The organism is Nocardioides marmotae (genome assembly GCF_013177455.1).
Taxonomy (GTDB): domain Bacteria; phylum Actinomycetota; class Actinomycetes; order Propionibacteriales; family Nocardioidaceae; genus Nocardioides; species Nocardioides marmotae.
The window spans coordinates 284,428-303,872 of sequence record NZ_CP053660.1 but is presented as its reverse complement, the minus strand read 5'-3'; the positions used below and the strand labels follow the sequence as shown (position 1 = coordinate 303,872).

Below are 19,445 nucleotides of genomic sequence, written 5' to 3'. Positions count from 1 at the left end.
GGTCACTTCGCCAGCATGCGGATGCTGGTGGGCACCATCTGGCCGGGGTACTCGAACTCCGCGCCCTGCTGCCAGGTCTTGCCGACGGTGTTGGCGAACGGCACCACGTCGGCCTCGGCGACCAGGAACGACTCGGCCTCCAGCCAGGTGTCGCAGCCCTCCTGGCCGACCATCGCCGAGGCCTCCTCGACCCCGGCCACGTAGTCGGGGTTGTCGATCGCGGCGAAGTTGGTGCCGCCCTCGGCGACCCCCGGGCCGGAGAGGAACGGCACGAGCTGGTCGGGGCTGCTGACGTTGAGCGGCAGCCAGGCGATGTCCCAGTCGCCCGTGCCGAAGACGGTCTGCTGGATCGCCGAGCCGCTCTGCGGCTTGGGGGTCACGGTGACGCCGGCGGCCTTCCACTGCTGCACCGCGAGCTCCGCGGCCGCCCCGACGCCGCTGCCGCTGCTCGGGTCGAAGAGGAAGGTCAGCCCCGGCACGTCGGCGTCCGCGAGGGCCGCGGTCGCCGCGTCGACGTCCTGGGCCGGCAGCGCCGCGCTGACCGAGTCACCCGGGCAGGCGACCGGGTCGAGGGCGGCCAGCGTCGTGGCCGGGCTGCCCGCGCCGGAGGTGAGGACGCCCTGGAGCTCCTCGAGGTCGAGCGCCTGGGTGAGCGCGAGGCGCACCTCGGGGTCGCTGGTCGCGCGGCCCTCGGCCTGGTTGTAGAACTGCTCGCCGCTGATCGCGGCGGTGTCGTACGTCGTCAGGCCGGCCGCCTCGAGCCGCTTGGTGTCGGGGCCGTTGACGATCGCGCCGTTGAGCTGCCCGGAGAGCAGCAGGTTCGCGGCGGTCGACTCGTTCTGCACGACCTTGACCACGATGGTGTCCGGCAGCCCCTCGGTGTCGGTGGCGGCGCCACCCGGGCCCCAGGTGTACCCGTCGCGGATCGTGTAGGTGTAGCTGTCCCCGGGCGCGGCCTCGGTCAGCTCGTAGGGGCCGGTGCCGAGGCTCTGCTCGGCGAGCGAGGCGCGGTCCTCCAGCCCGGCGGCGCAGATGATCGGCACGTTGGCGAGGCCCTGGAGCGCGAACGGCGCCGGCTCGGCCAGCTCGACGGTGACGGTGCGCGCGGCGTCGTCGGCCGTCGTCTTCGCCCCCACCGGCAGGAACGTGCCGAGGAAGGGGCTCTTGCTCTTCGGGTCCGCGACGTGGTCGAGGTTGGCCGCGACGTCGGAGGCGGTGAGCTCGGCGCCGTCGGAGCAGGTGATGCCCTCGGCCAGGGTGAGGCTGATCGTCGTCCCGTCGACCGCCCACTCCGAGGCCAGGCCGGAGACGACCTCACCGCTGTCGAAGTCGACGTTGAGCAGCCGGTCGTAGGGCAGCTGGCTGATGCTGAACAGGGCGCTGGAGACCGACGACTGCGGGTCGAGGTTCCCCGGGTCGGCGTTCATCGCCATGGTGAAGGTGCCGCCGTCGACGACGCCGCCGTCGGCGTCGCCCCCGCCGCCGTCACCCGAGCCGCCGCCGGTGGCGCCGCAGCCCACCAGCGCGGCCGCGGCCAGGGACAGTGCGATCGGTGCTGCGGTGCGCTTCATCGAGGGTTCCTCGTCGCTAGGGGTGGCTGGGGCTCGCTGGGATGGACGGTGGGGTGGTCAGGCGCGCTGGAAGGCGCGGCCGAGGTGGAGGTAGCGCGCCCGGCCCGTGCCGTCGTCGCCGAGGAAGTTGTGCGGCATGTGCATGCCGCGGTCCGGCCGGAGCGGGATCAGGCTGTCAGGGCCGAAGCCGACCAGCTCGGTGGGCTCCTCCGGCGGCATGTCGGCGAAGACGCCCTTGTAGATCGTGTCCACCCAGATCCGCTGCTCCTCGTCCTGGCGGACGACGAGGTCGAGGACCTCGGCGGAGTAGGTGCCGACGTACCGGCTGGCGTCCACCGGCTGCGGCTCCGACGGCGGGGTGGGCAGCTCGGGGATGCTCGTGCCGCTGAGCTCGGGGAGCAGGCGGCCCACCACGTCGTGGTAGAGCGCGAAGACGTCGCCGCCGTTGGTGAGCAGCGCGATCGCGAGGCCGGCCTCGGGCACCATCCGCAGGAACGCGGACTGCCCGATCGTGTTGCCGTCGTGGCCGACGACGTCACCGGTCGGCATGTCGAAGCGCTCGAAGCCCAGGCCCCACGAGGAGCCCATGATCCCGGTCGGCGGCAGGTCCACCGCGCGCGCCTGCATCGCGGCCGCCGTGCCCGGCGCGAGCACCTGCTCGCCCGTGGCCGACCGACCGTCCTCCAGGTGCATCCGCGCGAAGGTCACCAGGTCGCGGGGGCGCATCGCGAGCATCGTGCCGGCGGGTGCGTTGGAGCGGGCCATCGCCCACATCGGGGCCGGCTCGTACGCCGCGTCGGGCTCGGGCTGCACGTGGCCGACGGCCGCGCGGAACAGGATCGCCTCGTAGGGGCTGGTCGCGGCGTGGGTCAGTCCGAGCGGTGCGAAGAGGTGCTCGCGCAGGCACGCGTCGTACGTCTTCTCGCGGAGGACCTCCACGAGCCGGCCGAGCAGGCAGTATCCGGCGTTGTTGTAGGAGAACTGCTCGCCCGGCGCGAAGAGCTGCGGCACGTCGGCGAGGACCTCGACGTACTTCTCGATGGCGTCGTCGCCCGGGCCGGTGTCGGTGAAGATGTCGCCCTCGAAGCCGGCGGTGTGCATGAGCAGCTGCCGCGTGGTGATCGCCGCGGCGGCGTCGGCGTCGCGCAGGCGCAGCTTCGGGAGGTAGCGCTGGACCGGGGCGTCGAGGTCGAGCAGCCCCTCGTCGACCAGCTGCATGACCAGCGTGCTGGTCCACAGCTTGGTGATCGAGCCGATCTGGAAGACCGAGTCGGCGGTGGCCTCGACCCCGGTCGCCGTGCTGAGGAGGCCGGTCGCGCCGTCGACGACCTCCCCGTCCTTGAGGACGGCCCAGGCAGCGCCGGGGACGTCGTGCTTGGCCAGGAGCGCGGGCATCTCGTCGTCGAGTCGCCGCTGCACGTCGGTCAGTGAGGTGGTCACCTCCGTGACGCTAGGAGCCGTCCCGGGGGTCGTGTTGGTCGAGCCGCACGACTGTGGCCGCCGCTCCCTGTCGACCTCGACAAGGCCGGCGTCACGCCGGTACGACGCCGGCGGCGAGCACGCCCATCCGGGACTCCAGCGCGCACACCACCGACCGCACCCGCCGGTCGCGGCCGCGCACCAGCGCCTCGAAGCAGAGCCGGCCGCCGTCGTCCTCGGCCAGCGACGCCGCCCGCACGTCGACCGCGCGCCGGGCCATCAGGGAGGACACGAGCAGCAGCGGGGCCTCGCAGGTGGAGTCGAAGACGACGCTGAGCCGCTCCCAGGCGGGCTCGCCGGTGCCGGTCGGCTGGCCGGTCAGGTGGGTGGACATGGGGGCTCCCGCATGGTCGATGTGGAGCGTCCAGCCTGCGACGGTGGCGCACGGTGGTCAAACCAGATCCATACTGGTGCGCATCCTGCACATCTCTACCTCGATGAACGCGACGGACGTGATCACCCTGGCAACCAATCCTCCCCTCGACCGGCTCGACGTCGAGATCCTCGCGCGGCTCACCGACAACGCCCGGGTCGGCGTGGCGGAGCTCGCCTCGGCCCTCGGCGTCAGCCGCACGACGGTGCAGCTGCGGATGCGGCGGCTCGAGGCGGAGGGGATCCTGCTGGGGTTCCAGCCCGTCATCGACCTGACCCGGGTCGGGCTCGGCGTCCGGGCGACGGTGACCCTCGAGATCGACCAGCGGGTGATGGGGGCGATCGTCGACGGCCTGCGCGCGCTCCCCGAGGTGCTCGAGGTGCGCATCCAGGCCGGCCGCGAGGACCTGCTCGCCCAGGTCGCCATCGGCTCGCTCGAGGAGCTCCAGCGGCTGACCGCCTCCATCGTCGCGATCGACGGCGTCCGCAAGACCACCTCCACCTTCACCGTGGCCACGCCGGTCCCCTACCGCGTCCAGCCGCTCCTCGACCAGCTCACCCGCTCCGCCGGCTGGGGCCGCTCCACCCCCACCCCACCCGCCGAGTAGTCACTTCTCGCCCGCCGAGTCCGCACTTCTGGTCCGCCGAGTGCTCACTTCCTGCACGCCGAGTACGCACTTGTTGCACGCCGAGTACGCACATGTTGCGGCGCCAGCCGGAAGTGCCGACTCGGCAGGTCAGAAGTGCCGACTCGGCGGACCACAGGTGCCGACTCGGCGAGTGGGCGGGGTCGGCCCCGACCGTTGGGCTAGATCGGAATGGACGCGCGGGAAAGTAAAAAAGCGCAGGTCAGAGGCGTCTCAGCGCGGGCCTGACGGCGACTGGAACCTCCCGCGAGGAGTAGCGTCGGGCCCCGTGGACGACCCCCCTGCTCGACCCCTGCGCTTCCTCGTGGTCGAGGACACCGAGGACATCCGCTGGGTGACCGCCCGGATGGTCCAGCAGCTCGGCCACCACGCCGACGAGGCGGCCGACGGCGTCGAGGCCGTCGAGGCGCTCCAGGCGGCGTCGTACGACGTGATGCTGCTCGACCTGTCCATGCCCCGCATGACCGGCGAGGAGGTCGTGCGCTGGCTGCGCGACAACCCGGCCCACGGCCAGGGGATGCGGGTCGTCGTGGTCAGTGCCTGGGGCGGCGAGCGCCGGGCCGCGCTCGACGAGCTCGGGGTCGACGAGTTCATCGCCAAGCCGCTGCGCAAGGCACAGCTCGCCGCCCTCGTCGAGCGTCTGGACCAGCCGGGCTGAACCCCTGCGCACGACATGCCCGCCTGGGTATCTTCACGGCGTCGGCTCAGGGGGGCAGCGGCCGGCCGGTGGCCGCGCCTGCAGCCGCTGCACCACAACGGGAGGGACACCCATCATGATGACGAAGTTCCGGCAGCGTCGCGCTGCCAAGCTGGCGGCCCGCGAGCTGGGTCAGATGTACTTCTGGCGCCCGGGCGGCGGCCGCAGCTGAAGTCCAGCCACGTGCTGCGCAGCCCCGCGGCGACCACGGGTCGCCTCGGGGCTGTTCTGCGCGCCACCGGCGCCTCCGAACCGGTCCGACTCGGACCCGCCGGCCCCTGGCTCGCGACCACCCTCGACCAGGCACGGTCCGTGCTCACCGATCCCAGGTGCTTCGACTTCCCCCTGGACGTCAGCCGGCGTCCGACGCGCCGCCTCCGCGCCGTCGACCGCGAGCGCGGCACGCGCTCACCGCGGCCCACCTCGCTGCACACCACGGCTGCGCAGGTGGCTCACGGGCGCGCCGTCTTCAGCGCCTGCCTGGACGAGGAGCTCCGGGCGTTCCCCGACGGGTCGGCCGACCTCGACGGAGCCCTGCTGCTGCGGCGGCCGGTGTCACGCGCGACGACATCAGCCGTGCTCACCCCGCTGATCGACGACCTCGACGAGCCGACCAGGGACGTGGTCGCCGACGGCACCCTGCGTTGGATCGACGCCCTCGCCCCCGTGATCGGCTCCCGGCGGAACCCGTCCCGCTGGAGCAGCGCCCGCCGCGCCGAGGACCGCGCCCGGCGCGAGCTCGAGCGCGAGCTGGCGGCGGCGGGTGTCGACGACCCGGCGGCGGTCGCCACCGTGCTCGCCGCCGGGATCCAGGTCCCGGTGGCCGCCGGCGCCTGGCTCCTCGTGCACCTGGCGGGCGCCCCGGCGGCGGCGTCCTACGAACCGGCACACGTCGCCTGGGAGACGCTCCGCGTCACGCCGCCGACCTGGATGACGGCTAGGGTCGCGCTCGCCGACTCGGTGCTGGCCGGACAGACCATCCGCGCCGGCGAGGTGGTCCTCGTCAGCCCCCTGCTGCTCGGCCAGCTGCCGGACCTCGTCCCCGCGGTCCCGGCCGGCCCGCTCGACACCTTCGACCCGGACCGCTGGCGACGCGACGACGTCCGGCCCGGAGCATGGCTGCCCTTCGGCGCCGGGCCGCACGCCTGCCCCGGTCGGTCCCTGGGGCTCGCGCTCCTGACCGATCTCGCCGCTCGGGCGACGTCGTGGGACCTCGAGCCGGCAGCAGGCACGGTCCTCGACCAGTCGCGGGGGCTCTTCCCCGTGCCGGCCGTCGTCCGCGCACGCCTGACGGGAGCGCCGGCGTGACCCACCCAGCACTGCAGCCCCTGCCCGCGCGCGCAGCCCCGACGCCGGAGGGAGCCGTCGCCGCTCGCCAGATCCTCGATGGGCGCCGCCCCATCCAGGACGCGTTCGAGGTGGCGGGTGAGTACCTGCTCTCCCTCCCCCGGACCGATTCCGTGACGATCTCGCTGACCACCTTCGCGCCGGCCGAGAGCCACCTGTGGACCGCGCTGGGCGGTCGGGCCTGGCTGCGCGAGTGGCGTCGACCGGACGGCAGGGTGCGGTCCACACCGCCGACGGGGTCGGGCCCCGACGCCGCGTTGATGATGCCGTGGATGTCGCAGTACGTCCGACAGGGCGTCGCCGCCCTCGCCGATGTCGCGGACCTGCCCCCGGAGGCCGCGCAGGACGCCCGCGAGCTGGCCAGCGGCCATGTGGAGGCGGTCGTGGGGGCGCCGCTGATCGTCGGCGAGACCATGGTCGGCTCCATGTCCACCATCAGCGGCACCGCCGGCAGGTGGCCCGACGACCACCTCGCGGACTTCCAGCTCCTGCACGGCGCACTCACCGCCCGGATGACCATCGAGCAGGAGCGCCGGTCGCTCCACGAGGCCGTGACCATGGGCGAGCAGGCGCGGGCCAGCCAGCAGGAGTTCTTCGCCGCGCTCGGGCACGAGCTGCGCACGCCGATCGCCGCGATCACGGCGTACGCGGAGGTGCTCGGTGACGAGGCCCGGGCCGTCGCCGGCTCCGCCGACCCCGCCCTCGCCGCCGGCCTGGCCGGGATGGTGATGCGCGACAGCGGCGTCATCCTGCGGGCCAGCGACCAGCTGCTCGCCGTCGTCGAGGACCTGCTGAGCACCGGTCGGCTCGCCGCCGACGCGCGCACCGCCGAGGACGTCGACGTCGCCGACGCGGTCCGCGACGTCCTGCACTGGCACCGCGCCACGGCGGAGCCGACCGGCATCACCGTGACCAACCGCGTCCCCGCGGGCGCGGTCGTGCGGGCCCGGCCCTCGGCCTTCCGGCAGGCGCTGACCAACCTGGTCGGCAACGCGATCGTGCACAACGTCCCGGGCGGCACCGTGGAGGTGACGGTCGAGCCACTGCGGGGCGAGCACGGCGAGGCCCGGCTGCGCACCAGCGTCCGCGACAGCGGGCCCGGGCTCGACCGCGAGCAGCTGACTGCCGCGTTCGAGCCGTTCGTGCGGTACGCCGGCGACCAGACGCCCGGCACAGGGCTCGGCCTGTCGCTGACCCGCACGCTCGTCGAGCGCGACGGCGGCACGCTCGGGGCGACCTCGTCCCCCGGCGCCGGATCGGTCTTCTGGATCGACCTCCCGGCCGCCTGAGCCCGCCGGCTGGCGGACCGGCCAGCCCGGCCCGGCTCAGCGCGAAGCCGGCTCCAGGTCGAGGGAGTAGGCGGTCTGGGCGAGCACCGTGCGGGCGAGCTCGGGGTCGTCGCCGAGGCGACGGCCGTAGCTGGGGATGGCCTTCTCCAGCGCGGGACGCCAGTCCTCCATCCGGTCGGGGAAGCAGCGCGCCATCACGTCGAGCATCGCGGGGACGGCGGTCGACGCGCCCGGCGAGGCGCCGAGCAGGCCGGCGATGCTGCCGTCGCGGGCGGTGATCACCTCGGTGCCGAACTGGAGCACGCCGCCCTTGCCGGGGACGTCCTTGATCACCTGCACGCGCTGGCCGGCGGTGATCTTCTCCCACTTGTCCGCGGTCGCGGCGGGGAAGAACGTCTGGAGCTCGCGCAGCTGCCGGTCGCGGCCGGCGATCAGCTCCTTGACCAGGTAGACCACGAGGCCGAGGTTGCGCAGGCCGGCCTGGAGCATCGGGCGCAGGTTGTGCAGCCGCACCGAGCGGAGCAGGTCGAAGAGCGAGCCGTGCTTGAGGAAGCGCGGGCTGAAGCCGGCGTACGGGCCGAACATCAGGCTGGGGGCGCCGTCGACGACGCGGGTGTCGAGGTGGGGCACCGACATCGGCGGCGCGCCGACGGCGGCCTTGCCGTAGACCTTCGCCTGGTGGCGGGCCACCAGCTCGGGGTCGGTGGTGCGCCAGAACTCGCCACTGACCGGGAAGCCGCCGAAGCCGCGGATCTCCTCGATCTTCGAGCGCTGGAGCAGGGTGAGCGCCTGGCCGCCGGCGCCGACGAAGACGAAGCGCGCGTCTGCCGCGAAGCCGCCCTGACCGGTGACGTGCCAGCCCTCGGGGGTACGGCGCAGGCCGCGCACCTCGATGCCGGTCAACAGCTCGACGGCGCCGCTGTCGGCGAGTCCGGTGATGAGCTGGCGGGTCAGCGAGCCGAAGTCGACGTCGGTGCCGCCGAGTGCTCGGGTCGCCGCGACCGGCTCGGAGCGGTCCCGGCCGTCCATGAGCAGCGGGGCCCACCCGGCGATGACCTCGGGGTCGGTGGTGAACTCCATGCCGGCGAAGAGCGGGTGGGAGATCAGCGCGTCGTAGCGGCGGCGGAGGTACTCGACGTTCTCCGCGCCCCACACGAACGAGAGGTGCGGCGTGGGGCGGACGAAGGTCGAGGGGTCCGGCAGCGCGCCGTTCTCGACGAGGAACGCCCACAGCTGGCGCGACACCTGGAACTGCTCGTTGACGTCGAGAGCCTTGCTGACGTCGACCGTGCCGTCGGGCAGCTGCGGGGAGTAGTTGAGCTCGCACAGCGCGGCGTGGCCGGTCCCGGCGTTGTTCCAGGGGCCGGAGGACTCCTGGGCCAGCTCGTCGAGGCGCTCGACGATGCCGATCCGCCACGTCGGCTCGACGTGGTGGAGGAGGGTGGCGAGCGTGGCGGACATGATCCCGCCGCCGACGAGCAGCGCGTCGTACGCCGCTCCGGCCCGGGGTCCGTCGTGGTCGGGACCGCTCACCGGGGAGCTGCTGTGGACGTCGTTTCCGTCAGGCCGCACGGGTCGTTTCTCCAGATCGTTCAGCGCAGGGCTTCCTTGCCGACGACACACTGTGACGGGGCCATAGCGCACGTCCGTCAGTGCCCCGCCCGGCACGGTCCCGCGCTGAGAGGTGCGCCACAGGCACCCCCAGCGCCACCAGGTGGGCAGTGCCCTGGCGAGCTTGCCGGGGCCCGGAGAGGTACGCAGGGCCTTGGGGTGGTCGTCCGGCTTCCGGGTGGTGGATCTGGCTGGTCGGTCTATGTCCTTCGGTGGAAGGCGACCCGCCCGTCGGGGAGGTGGGTGGTCTCGAAGGCGGGGTCGTGGATGCGCGCGTGGTGCCGGGGGCAGAGGTTGCGGGCGTTGGCCAGGTCGGTCGTGCCGCCGTGGGACCAGGGTTGGTCGTGGTGGGCGTGGCAGAGGTGGGCCGGCCAGTCGCAGCCCTCTGCGGTGCAGGTGGGCTGGGCCAGGTTCAGCCCCCGCCGCTGAGCCCCGGAGAACAGCCGCGTCCTCCGGCCGAGGTCCAGCAGCTCGGACTTCGTGCCCAGGACGGCCGGGATCAGTCCCGCTTCGCAGGCGAGTCGGCGGGCGGTGGCGGCGGAGATGACGCTCCCGTCGTCGAGCACTCCCGGCGCCAGCCCGCCGACGAGTGACTCGAGGTCGAGGGTGACGACGACGGTGGCGTTGAGGCCGCCGAGCTTCGGGAGGTTGTCGGTGGGGAGTCGTTCGAGGAGCTCGCAGAACGCGTCCCCCATCCGTTCCGGTGATGGCCGGCGCTCGATCTCCTCGGCCGCGTCGGGCTCGGGGTCCTTGGTGGCGGCCTGGTGCTTGGGAGCGGCGTACGCGAGGAGGGTCTTGTGAAGGATCGCGGCGTGCAGCTCGGGTATCGAGAACTTCCCGCGCACCGAGCCCTTCCCGTCCGGGCACATGGTCAGCCAGGCGGCGGCGCGTGCCTCACGTTCTTCCCGTTCGAGGGCGGCTGCGTCGCGAGCCTCGCCGATCTCGGGGGCGACCACGGTGAGGACGTGCTTGGCGAGGACCGCGAGCGTCTTCGGGTCGAGGTGTTGCGCCTCGTGCAGGAGGTGCTGCTCGGCCCGAGCGGGGACCGTCGGGTCCTCCAGGTCGTCGGGGAGCCGGTCCACGCACGACGTGATGACCCGGGCGTGGTCGACCGAGATCGCGCCCTCGACCAGCGCGGCCGAGGTGGGCTCGTGCCGGTCCAGCGATTCCGCCAGCCGAGCCCGGCCCTTCGCGACCCGGCGCTCCTGCCGGGTCCGGTGGGCCCACCACGAGGCGGTGTCGGTGGCGCCGGATCGTTCGCCGGCGTGACGACGGTCGGCCTCGGCGACCAGTCGGAGTGCGAGGGCGTCGGCCTGCGCACGGAGCTTCTCAGCCTCGACAAGGGTGGCTTCGACGTCCTCGTCCGACATCGACCACAGCTCCGCGGTCGCCGCCTGAAGCGTCTTGCGGCGGGACTTCGCGACAGCACGGCACACGGTGTGTGCGTGGTGTCGGGAGTCCTTGGCCATGGGTCTACTCAAGCACCGACCGCCGACAGTCAGACCGGCGTTTCCCCAGGTCAGACCGCATATTGAGACGGGATCTCGACCAGTTCGCGCGCCCGTCCCCGGGGCCCCGCACGGGTGGGCGGCGGCGGTTGTTTCATCAAGGGATGCAGCCGAGCCGACACTTCCCCGTGCGAACTCACCCCGGGGAGTGACGGTTCCCCTACATACCTTGATGAACCGACGGCACCGCGGGACAGGGCGTCCGAGCGCGGTGCCCACGCCCGCACCGGCGGGCTCGGGGGCCGGCGAGCATGCGGCACCATGGTCCTCGTGATTGAAAGGTTTCATAGCGCGCGACCCGCACCCTCCGCCCCCGGCCACCTGCTCGACCTGGACGACCCGGTGCTCCGCGAGGTGCTGGCCGCGTTCGAGACCCGCCGGCTCGACCCGAACGAGCGGCTCTTCGAGCAGGGCGAGCCGGGCCGCAGCCTGTGCCTGGTCCAGGAGGGCAGCCTCAAGCTGACCCGCACCACGGCCGCCGGCCGGGCGAACCTGCTCGCGGTGCTCGGCCCCGGCGACACCGTGGGCGAGATGTCGCTGCTCGACGGCAACGAGCGGCACGGCACCGTCACTGCGCTCGCACCCTCGGTGGTGCTCGAGCTGTCCCAGGCCCGCTTCGACCGCTGGCTCCTCGAGCAGCCGGCCGCCGCCCCGCTCCTCCTCCAGCACCTCAGCCGGCGGCTGCGCACCTCCAACGACGTCATCGCTGACCTCGTCTTCGCCGACGTGCCGACCCGGGTGGCCCGCCTGGTCCTGAAGCTGGCCGACCAGCTCGGCGCCCGGGACGAGCGGGACATCGTGGTCGTCGAGCACCAGCTCACCCAGGAGGAGCTCGCCCAGCTCGTCGGCGCCGCCCGCGAGACCGTCAACAAGGCGCTCTCGAACTTCGCCCGCCGCGGCTGGCTCGAGCTCGGCCGCCGCTCGCTCACCGTCCTCGACGTCGACCGCCTGCGGCGCTTCGCCCTCTGAGGGCGGCCCGCCCACGGTGGGGCAACCCACCCCCGCAAGACCCTTGACAACTTTTCTCGTCAAGCGCATCGTGGCGGGATGAGAGACGTCGAGGTCATCGAGGATCCGGAGGCGGCCACCGCCGCGCTGGACCCGGTCCGGGCCCGGTTGCTCGGCGAGCTCGCCGTCCCGGCCTCCGCCGCAGGGCTCGCCGCCCGGGTCGGCATCACGCGCCAGAAGGTCAACTACCACCTCAAGGCGCTCGAGGCGCACGGACTGGTGGAGCCGGCCGGCGAGCGCCGGCACGGCGGCATCACCGAGCGGGTGCTGCAGGCGTCCGCGGCGTCGTACGTCGTCTCGCCGGCGGCCGTCAGCGCGTCCGCGGCCGACCCGGACGCCAACGCCGACCACCTGTCGGCCGGCTACCTCGTCGCGCTGGCCGGTCGGCTGGTGCGCGAGGTCGGCGCCCTGGCCCGCCGGGCCGGCGCGTCCGGCAAGCGCTTGCCGACCCTGACCATCGACACCGAGATCGGCTTCCGATCGGCCGCCGACCGAGCCGCCTTCGCCGATGACCTGACCGCTGCGGTGCTCGACCTGGCCGCCCGCTACCACCACGACGACGGGCGGCCGCACCGGCTCCTCATCGCCGCCCACCCCCTTCCTGATGAGGAGAAGTCATGAGCACCACCCCGAACGTCCCGTACCGCCTGGAGTTCAGCGTCGAGGTCCCCGGCACCCCGGAGCAGGTCTGGCAGGCCATCGCCACCGCCCAGGGCATGAGCGCCTGGTTCACCCCGACCGAGATGGAGGAGCGCGAGGGCGGGTCCCTGCACTTCTCCATGGGCCCCGAGATGGGCTCGGACGGCCAGGTCACCGCCTGGGAGCCGCCCCGCCGCCTGGTCTACGAGGAGGACTGGGCCGCCCTGATGGGCAAGGAGCCGGACGCGCTCAGCCCGCTGACCTCGGAGTTCCTCGTCGAGGCGCAGTCCGGCGGGACCTGCGTCGTCCGCGTCACCAGCAGCGGCTTCGGGACCGGCGCCGCCTGGGAGCCGGAGTTCTGGGACACCATGGCCCCCGGCTGGATGCCGTTCTTCGACAACCTGCGCCTCTACCTCGCCCACTTCCCCGGCCAGGAGGCCACGCACCTGGAGGCCACCGCCTCCCACGACGGCGCGGCGGACGCGCTCTGGTCGGCCCTGCACGACGCGCTCGACCTGGGCGCGAAGGGCGCCACGGTCGAGGTGCGCGGCGCCACCGGCACGGTCGAGCGCGTCGGCGACCGGCAGATGCTGGTCCGGCTGACCGCGCCGGTGCCGGGGATGCTCAGCCTGTACACCTGGGACGACGCCGACGGCCGGGCCACGGCGGGCGTCCGGGCCTACCTGTTCTCCGCGGACGCGGCGGACTACGTACGCCGCGAGGAGCCGGCCTGGCGGGCCTGGCTCGAGGGCCTCTCGGTCCCGGCCTGATCCTCCGCCGGCACCGCCCCGGAAATTGGAAGAACCGCCGGGGTCTCGGGTCCCCGGCGGTTCGAGGACAAAACTACCCGCGATCGGGCCCAGGAGGCTCAACGAACCCGCAACATCTCCTCAAGATTCCCTGACCGGGCCGGAGCTGCCGGCCGGGGCTACCGCACCGACCCGCCGTCCGCTCGGTCCTCCGGGGCGTCGTCCGAGCCGTCCTCCGGGGCGTCCGGGTCCTCCTCCAGGAGGTCCTTGAACCTCACCTCGACGACCTCGAAGCCCTTGTGCCGCTGGGCGCGCGCGTAGCCGGCGTACGCCCGCCGATCGGCGTCGGTGAGGGCGACGGCGTCGGTGAAGGGGGTCAGCAGCGCGCGCGGCCACAGCCGGCGGTGCACCACGACGTTGACCTCCATGCCGAGCACGGCGGACGTCGCGGCGAGGTAGGTGACCGCGAGCAGGCCGAGCACCAGGCCGAAGGTCTGGTTCATCGACGAGGCCTGGTTCGCGGCCTGCTGGGCCACCGAGGCGCTGACCATCTGCAGGGCGTGCCACAGCACGGCGGTCAGCACCGCGCCCGGCACCGCGGTGTGGACCGGCTGGCGTCGGCCGCCGCTGACCCACAGCAGGACGGTGAGGATGGCGGCGACGAGGCCGATCAGCGCCAGCGTGAGTCCCCACTGCACCAGCGCCGAGCCGCCGAGACGGGAGGCGAGGACCTGGTTGAGCGCGGCCAGGACCGTCAGGGCCACCAGCGCCAGACCGCCGGTCGCCAGCAGGACGAGGCTGCGCAGGCGGACGAGGAAGGGGTTCGGGCGGCTGTTGCGCGGCACCGCCCAGGTGATGTTGACGGCGTTCTGCAGCGCCGTGCCCAGACCCAGGGAGCCGTAGACGGCCGCCAGGCCACCGATCACGATCGCGGCCACCGAGCCCTGGAGTCCCTCGGGCCGCCCGAGCTGGTCGCCCACGACGGGGAAGTTCGCGATCGCCGAGTCGAGGATCCGCGCCTGCAGCTCGGCGTCGGCCTGGAGCACGAAGCCCAGCACCGAGGTCGCGAGCAGCAGCAACGGCACCACCGCGACGAAGGCGTAGTAGGTGATGAGGACGGCGAGGTAGACGCCCTGGTCGTCGAAGAACTTGTAGACCACCGCCAGCGGGAACGCGACGACCGGGTGCCGGCGCTGCCAGGCGTCCACCCCGCCGAGGGGCTGGTCCGCCGGGCTCGCCGGATCCGCCGGCCCCGTCTTCGGCCCCGTCTCCTCACGGTCCCCGTCCCGCAGCGGCACCGAGCTCACGCGGGCCCCGCCGGCGTGGCGTGCTCCGCCTCATCGGTGCAGCCCACGGGCCCTCCTCTCCTCGGTCGCCCACGCGGTACGTCCTCCCATGGTGCCTCGCCGTCGGGCGGGGCGTCGGGCACGCGCCGTACGGCTCAGCCGGTGATCTCCTCGCGCAGCACCCGCTTGAGGATCTTGCCGCTGGGGTTCTTCGGCAGCGCCTCGCGCAGCTCGATCCGCTTGGGGCACTTGTACGCCGCCAGCCGGGCGCGGCAGTGCTCGACGAGGTCCGCGGCGGTGGCGGTCGAGCCGTCCTTGAGCACCACCGCGGCCACGACGGCCTCGATCCACTTCGGGTCCGCGATCCCGAAGACCGCGACCTCCGAGACGTCGGGGTGGAGGTAGAGCGCCTCCTCGACCTCGCGGCTCGCGACGTTCTCCCCGCCGCTCTTGATCATGTCCTTCTTGCGGTCCACCACGCTCAGCCGGCCGTGCTCGTCGAGGATGCCGAGGTCGCCGGAGTGGAACCAGCCGCCGCGGAACGCCTCGGCCGTCTTCTCCGGGTTGCGCCAGTAGCCCAGGGTCGCCTGCGGGGTGCGGTGCACGATCTCGCCCACCTCCCCGACCGGCACCGGGCGGCCCTCGTCGTCGACGACGCGGGTCTCCACGTTGAGCACCGGCCGCCCGGCCGAGCCGGCCGCCTCGAGCTGCTCGTGCGGCGGCAGGATCGTGGCGACGGGGGCGATCTCGGTCTGGCCGTAGAAGTTCCACAGGTCGACGCCGGGCAGCCGCTCGAGCAGCTCGCGGAGCACCTCGACAGGCATCGGCGAGGCGCCGTAGTAGCCCTTGCGCAGCGAGGAGGTGTCGGTGCGGTCGAGGTCGGGGCTGCGCAGCAGCGAGATCCACACCGTCGGCGGCGCGAAGTACTTCGTCACGCCGTGCTCGGCGATCGCGGCCAGCACCGCGGCCGGGTCGGGCGCGGGCAGGATGATGCTCGTCGCGCCGAGCATCAGGTCCGGGCCGAGGAAGCAGTCCAGCTGCGCGCAGTGGTAGAGCGGCAGCGTGTGCAGGTCGACGTCGTCGGCGGACATGCCGCCGTCCACGATGCAGCTGGTGTACTCCGCGACCAGCGAGCGGCTGGAGAGCATCGCGCCCTTGGGCCGCGACTCGGTGCCGGAGGTGTACATGATCCGCACCGGCGCGTCGTCGTCGACGTACGGCGCCTCCCACCCGGCCGGCGCATCCTCGAGCCACCGGTCGAAGGAGCGGGCCTCGCCGGCCCCCTCGCCGATGGTCACCAGCGGCGCCGCGTCGGCCAGGCCGGCGGTCTCCAGCGCCTCGCCCATCACGCCCGCGAAGGCGTCCTGGGCGAAGGCGAGCGAGACCTCGGCGTCGCCGAGGAGGAAGGCGACCTCGGGGGCGGTCAGCATGAAGTTGACCGGCACCAGCACGGCTCCGCGGCGGGCGGCGCCCCAGGCCAGCGCCGCGAACTGCCAGCTGTTGCGGCTCAGCAGCGCGACCCGGTCTCCCACCCCGATGCCGTCGCGCTCCAGCGACCAGGCGACCGCGTCGACCATCGCGTCGAGCTCGCGGTAGGTCAGCGTCGTCGCCCCGTCCACGATCGCCGGCTTGCCGGGGTGGCGGGCCGCGCTGCGGCGCAGCACGTCGCCGAGGCCGTTGCCGCGGGCGGTGCGCACGTCGGTCGCGTGGTCGGCGGTGCGGTCGGTAGCGGGGGCGCTGGTGGGGGTCTCGGGCACGGGAGCTCCTCGGGGCGGCGCGGTCGGGCACGGGTGGTGTGGCGCCGCCCACGCTAGGGCCCGGGCCATGGGCTGCCACCGGTCGCGGGCGAGGGTGGCAGGAGTTGCCATTCAGCGCGCCGAGCGCTGGCAGTAGCGTCGCGGCATGCCTGCACCGCTCGACGATGTCCTCGTACTCGACCTGACCCGTGCCCTCGCCGGCCCGCACGCCGCGATGATGCTCGGCGACCTCGGCGCCCGCGTGATCAAGGTCGAGAGCCCGACCGGCGACGACACCCGCGGGTGGGGCCCGCCGTTCGTCGACCCCGCCGAGGAGGGAGCGTCGCGGGAGTCGACGTACTTCCTCTCGACCAACCGCAACAAGGAGTCGATCACCCTCGACCTCAAGGACCCCGCCGACCAGGAGGTCCTGGCCAAGCTGGTCCAGCGCGCCGACGTGCTGATGGAGAACTTCCGCGTCGGCGTCCTGGACCGGCTCGGCTTCCCCGTCTCGCGGCTCCACGAGCTCAACCCGCGCCTGGTCGTCCTGCAGATCACCGGCTTCGGCCACGACGGCCCCGAGGCCAGCCGCTCCGGCTTCGACCAGATCGCCCAGGGCGAGGGCGGCCTGATGTCGCTGACCGGCCTCACCGAGCCGACCAAGGTGGGCGTGCCGATCGCCGACCTGCTGGCCGGGATGAACGGCGCGTACGGCGTCGTCTCGGCGCTCTACGAGCGCGAGCGCACCGGCAAGGGTCGCGTCGTGCACACCTCGCTGCTCGCCGGGATGGTCGGCGTGCACGCCTTCCAGGGCACCAAGTGGACCGTCGCGAAGGAGGTCCCCGGCCTCGCGGGCGGGCACCACCCCTCGATCGCGCCGTACGGCATGTTCCGCTCGGCCACCGCGCCCGTGCAGATCGCGTGCGGCTCGGAGAAGCTGTGGCAGGCGTTCGCCAAGGAGTTTGGCATCGACCCGGCCGGCGAGGGCTTCGCCACCAACGCCGAGCGGGTGGCCAACCGCGACGCGCTCATCGAGACGATCGAGGGGCTGCTCGCCGACGTCGACGCCGAGACCGCCCTGGCCCGGCTCGACGCCGCGGGCGTGCCGGCCGGCAAGGTCCGCTCGCTCGACGACGTCTACTCCTGGGAGCAGACGCTCTCCCAGGGCCTGCTGCTCGACGTCGAGCACTCCACGCTCGGCCCGATCCAGCTGCCCGGCTCGCCGCTGCGCTTCGACGACAACGCCTTCTCCGGCGCCCGCGAGCAGCACGTCGCCCCGCCGACCCTCGGCCAGCACAACGACGCCATCCGCGCCTGGCTCGACGAGGACTGACTCTCCGCCTGCTCCTCCTGCTCCGCCCCGGCCGGGGCCGACCACCACGTACGACGAAGGGCCCGACCGCGATGCGGTCGGGCCCTTCGGGTCAAGCGGGTGGTGCAGGTCAGCCGAGGTCGACGATCGCGGCGACCGGGCCGCCACCGTCGGGGCCCTGGTGGGCGGCGGAGACCGAGACGAACACGGCCGGGTCGCCGGTGACCGCGGCGGTCACGCCGCCGACGCACGACTTGATCTGGCGGTGCCAGTGCACGTCGGAGTCGTCGAGCATCGCGTTGCGGCGGCCACGGACCTGGCCGTCGCCGGAGACCTCGCACTTGAGGAAGACGTTGACCAGGCGGCCGTCGAGGTCGGTGTGGTGCGGGCGCTCGGGCAGGTCGAGGCCGGCGGACTTGATGGCCTCCCAGATGCCGTCCTGGTCCAGCGCGTCCTTCATGACCGAGTGGCCGATGCGGTAGCGGCCGCCGACGCCGGTCGCGTTGCCGACGACGACGATCTGGGCCTGGTCGAGCTCGACGCCCGAGGAGCAGGAGGCGACCGAGGAGAACAGGTCGCGGTTCTTCATGACGTCCTCGTCGGAGGGCATCTCGATCTCGCCGAGGGCGACGGCGATGCCGAGGCCGGTGACGCCGTTGGAGAGGTCCATCGACTCGTGGGTGTGCTCGGTCCACACCTCCTTGCCGCGGCTGTGGGCGTCGCGGATGGTGTGGATCGTCAGCAGCGGGGTCTTGGTCTGGACGTAGTGGACGTCCTTGACGTCGGTGATCCCGGCCCGCTCCATGGCGACCTTCACACCGTCGGCGACCTTCTTGATCATCGCGACGTAGCCGATCTCCTCGGGGAGGATCGGCTCGCTCATCGCGAAGCCCACCGTGAGGCGCTGCTCCTGGCGGCTCGGGTCGTCCTCGGGGACGTCCACGGTCGCGAAGATCGTGGCGTGGGGGCTGATCACGCCGTCGGTGCCACCGGACCACACGATCGGGACCTGCTTGACCTGGTCGGCCGGGGCGCCCTTCTCGATCAGCACCTCGCGGAAGGCGCGGTCGGCGATGATCCGCGTGTAGTCGTTGACACCGCCGTTGCCCTCGGTCTTGCCGATGATCGCGATGACGCGGTCGGCGGCGAAGACGCCCTCGTCGATGAGCTTGGCGAGCTCCGAGGCGTCGGCGACGGAGTGGATCGGGACCTTGCGGACCTCGATGGCTTCAGGCATGGATCAGGCTTCCTTTCGGTCGGGGACGACGATGGTCCCGGCGGTGCGGTTGGCGGCGGCGACGATCGTGCCGAGGTCGGTGATGACGCCGGGGCGTCCGGAGTGCTCGACGAACCGGCAGACGGCGTCGACCTTCGGGCCCATGGAGCCACCGGCGAAGTGCCCGGCGGCGGCGTGCTCACGCATCTGGGTCAGCGTGACCTCACCGACGTCCTCGGCCTCCGGGGTGCCGAAGCCGAGGACGGCGTGCGCCACGTCGGTGGCGATCACGAGCATGTCGACCTCGATGTCGCGGGCGAGGAGCGCCGCGCCGAGGTCCTTGTCGATGACGGCCTCGACGCCGGCCAGCGACCCGTCGTCGCGGCGTACGGTCGGGATGCCGCCGCCGCCGTTGGCGACCACGACGAACCCGGCGTCGACCAGCGCGACGACCGCGGGGGCGTCGAGGACCTCGAGCGGCTCGGGCGAGGCGACCACGCGCCGCCAGCCGCGCTCGCCGCGGTCCTCCCAGGTCTCGCCGTGCTCGATCATCCGGCGGGCCTCGGGCTCGGGGAGGTAGCGACCGATGGGCTTGCTGGGCTTGGCGAAGGCGGGGTCGTCGGCGTCGACGCGGGTGCGGGTGACCAGGGCGGCGGCGGGGCGCTCGATCCCACGGAGGGCGAGCGCGCGGTCGAGGGCGTTGACGAGGATGTTGCCGATCGTGCCCTGCGTCTGCGCGCCGCACCAGTCGAGGGGGACCAGCGGGACGACGCCCGCGGCGATCTCGTTCTTGACCAGCAGGTTGCCCACCTGGGGGCCGTTGCCGTGGGTGACGATCACGTCGATGCCCTCGGCGACGAGGGCCGCGACGGCCTCCATCGCCTTCTCGGCGGCCGCGATCTGGTCCTCCGGACGTGCCTTGCCGTCGGGCGAGGTCATGGCGTTGCCGCCCAACGCGAGGAGGATTCTCATGCGTCG

The 19,445-nt window shown here is 73.2% G+C and carries 17 protein-coding genes; 8 read left to right on the top strand and 9 right to left on the bottom strand.

The features are described from left to right. Positions 1–2: 2 nt before the first annotated feature. The 3 genes from HPC71_RS01420 to HPC71_RS01410 all read right to left on the bottom strand — a co-directional run bounded on the left by HPC71_RS01420 (position 3) and on the right by HPC71_RS01410 (position 3,384). Positions 3–1,571, bottom strand: coding sequence for an ABC transporter substrate-binding protein (locus HPC71_RS01420; protein ID WP_154613412.1), 1,569 nt, complete (start codon positions 1,569–1,571; stop codon positions 3–5). A gap of 57 nt (positions 1,572–1,628) precedes the next feature. After that, positions 1,629–3,011, bottom strand: a complete 1,383-nt coding sequence (locus HPC71_RS01415) for a serine hydrolase domain-containing protein (RefSeq protein ID WP_253943857.1) — start codon at positions 3,009–3,011, stop codon at positions 1,629–1,631. Between the two features lie 91 nt (positions 3,012–3,102). Then, positions 3,103–3,384, bottom strand: coding sequence for a hypothetical protein (locus tag HPC71_RS01410; protein ID WP_154612820.1), 282 nt, complete (start codon positions 3,382–3,384; stop codon positions 3,103–3,105). A 118-nt stretch (positions 3,385–3,502) separates the two neighbouring features. Here HPC71_RS01410 and HPC71_RS01405 point away from each other — a divergent pair, with 118 nt between their 5' ends. From HPC71_RS01405 to HPC71_RS01390, 4 genes are all read left to right on the top strand, one after another. After that, the gene (locus HPC71_RS01405) at positions 3,503–4,030 is read left to right on the top strand and encodes an Lrp/AsnC family transcriptional regulator (RefSeq protein ID WP_216656507.1); all 528 of its coding nucleotides are present in this window, start codon (positions 3,503–3,505) and stop codon (positions 4,028–4,030) included. Between the two features lie 307 nt (positions 4,031–4,337). After that, positions 4,338–4,727 (top strand): response regulator, encoded by a 390-nt coding sequence (locus HPC71_RS01400; RefSeq protein WP_154612818.1) that lies wholly within the window; start codon positions 4,338–4,340, stop codon positions 4,725–4,727. Between the two features lie 351 nt (positions 4,728–5,078). After that, entirely contained in the window at positions 5,079–6,074 is a 996-nt protein-coding gene (locus tag HPC71_RS01395; RefSeq protein ID WP_154613411.1) for a cytochrome P450, read from the top strand. Continuing rightward, a complete protein-coding gene (locus tag HPC71_RS01390; protein WP_154613410.1) occupies positions 6,071–7,402 on the top strand; it encodes a sensor histidine kinase in 1,332 nt (443 codons plus the stop codon). Before HPC71_RS01395 ends, HPC71_RS01390 begins: the two co-directional genes overlap by 4 nt. 36 nt (positions 7,403–7,438) lie before the next feature. On the opposite strand, the gene mqo is transcribed toward HPC71_RS01390, so the two are convergent. Both mqo and HPC71_RS01380 read right to left on the bottom strand, forming a co-directional pair. Next, positions 7,439–8,935 (bottom strand): malate dehydrogenase (quinone), encoded by a 1,497-nt coding sequence (gene mqo / locus HPC71_RS01385; protein WP_253943856.1) that lies wholly within the window; start codon positions 8,933–8,935, stop codon positions 7,439–7,441. A 278-nt stretch (positions 8,936–9,213) separates the two neighbouring features. Beyond that, positions 9,214–10,482 carry an HNH endonuclease signature motif containing protein gene (locus HPC71_RS01380; protein WP_154613409.1) on the bottom strand — a complete coding sequence of 423 codons (1,269 nt, stop codon included), beginning with the start codon at positions 10,480–10,482 and terminating at the stop codon, positions 9,214–9,216. Positions 10,483–10,782: 300 nt separating this feature from the next. Here HPC71_RS01380 and HPC71_RS01375 point away from each other — a divergent pair, with 300 nt between their 5' ends. From HPC71_RS01375 to HPC71_RS01365, 3 genes are all read left to right on the top strand, one after another. Then, positions 10,783–11,490 (top strand): Crp/Fnr family transcriptional regulator, encoded by a 708-nt coding sequence (locus HPC71_RS01375; RefSeq protein ID WP_154613408.1) that lies wholly within the window; start codon positions 10,783–10,785, stop codon positions 11,488–11,490. A gap of 78 nt (positions 11,491–11,568) precedes the next feature. Further along, entirely contained in the window at positions 11,569–12,150 is a 582-nt protein-coding gene (locus tag HPC71_RS01370) for an ArsR/SmtB family transcription factor (protein ID WP_154612813.1), read from the top strand. Further along, positions 12,147–12,938, top strand: a complete 792-nt coding sequence (locus HPC71_RS01365) for an SRPBCC family protein (RefSeq protein WP_154613407.1) — start codon at positions 12,147–12,149, stop codon at positions 12,936–12,938. Before HPC71_RS01370 ends, HPC71_RS01365 begins: the two co-directional genes overlap by 4 nt. A gap of 158 nt (positions 12,939–13,096) precedes the next feature. Here HPC71_RS01365 and HPC71_RS01360 read toward each other — a convergent pair whose 3' ends face one another. Then, positions 13,097–14,125 carry a YihY/virulence factor BrkB family protein gene (locus HPC71_RS01360; protein WP_253943855.1) on the bottom strand — a complete coding sequence of 343 codons (1,029 nt, stop codon included), beginning with the start codon at positions 14,123–14,125 and terminating at the stop codon, positions 13,097–13,099. 233 nt (positions 14,126–14,358) lie between these two features. Beyond that, the gene (locus tag HPC71_RS01355; protein ID WP_216656506.1) at positions 14,359–15,960 is read right to left on the bottom strand and encodes a fatty acyl-CoA synthetase; all 1,602 of its coding nucleotides are present in this window, start codon (positions 15,958–15,960) and stop codon (positions 14,359–14,361) included. 145 nt (positions 15,961–16,105) lie between these two features. Between HPC71_RS01355 and HPC71_RS01350 the strand changes: the two genes are divergently transcribed. Continuing rightward, positions 16,106–17,272: a CaiB/BaiF CoA transferase family protein gene (locus HPC71_RS01350; RefSeq protein ID WP_154612811.1), complete on the top strand. Its 1,167-nt coding sequence runs from the start codon at positions 16,106–16,108 to the stop codon at positions 17,270–17,272. A 109-nt stretch (positions 17,273–17,381) separates the two neighbouring features. Here HPC71_RS01350 and bar read toward each other — a convergent pair whose 3' ends face one another. Further along, a complete protein-coding gene (gene bar / locus HPC71_RS01345) occupies positions 17,382–18,488 on the bottom strand; it encodes a barbiturase (RefSeq protein WP_154612810.1) in 1,107 nt (368 codons plus the stop codon). A gap of 3 nt (positions 18,489–18,491) precedes the next feature. Further along, positions 18,492–19,439: a carbamate kinase gene (locus tag HPC71_RS01340; protein ID WP_154613406.1), complete on the bottom strand. Its 948-nt coding sequence runs from the start codon at positions 19,437–19,439 to the stop codon at positions 18,492–18,494. Positions 19,440–19,445 lie beyond the last annotated feature (6 nt).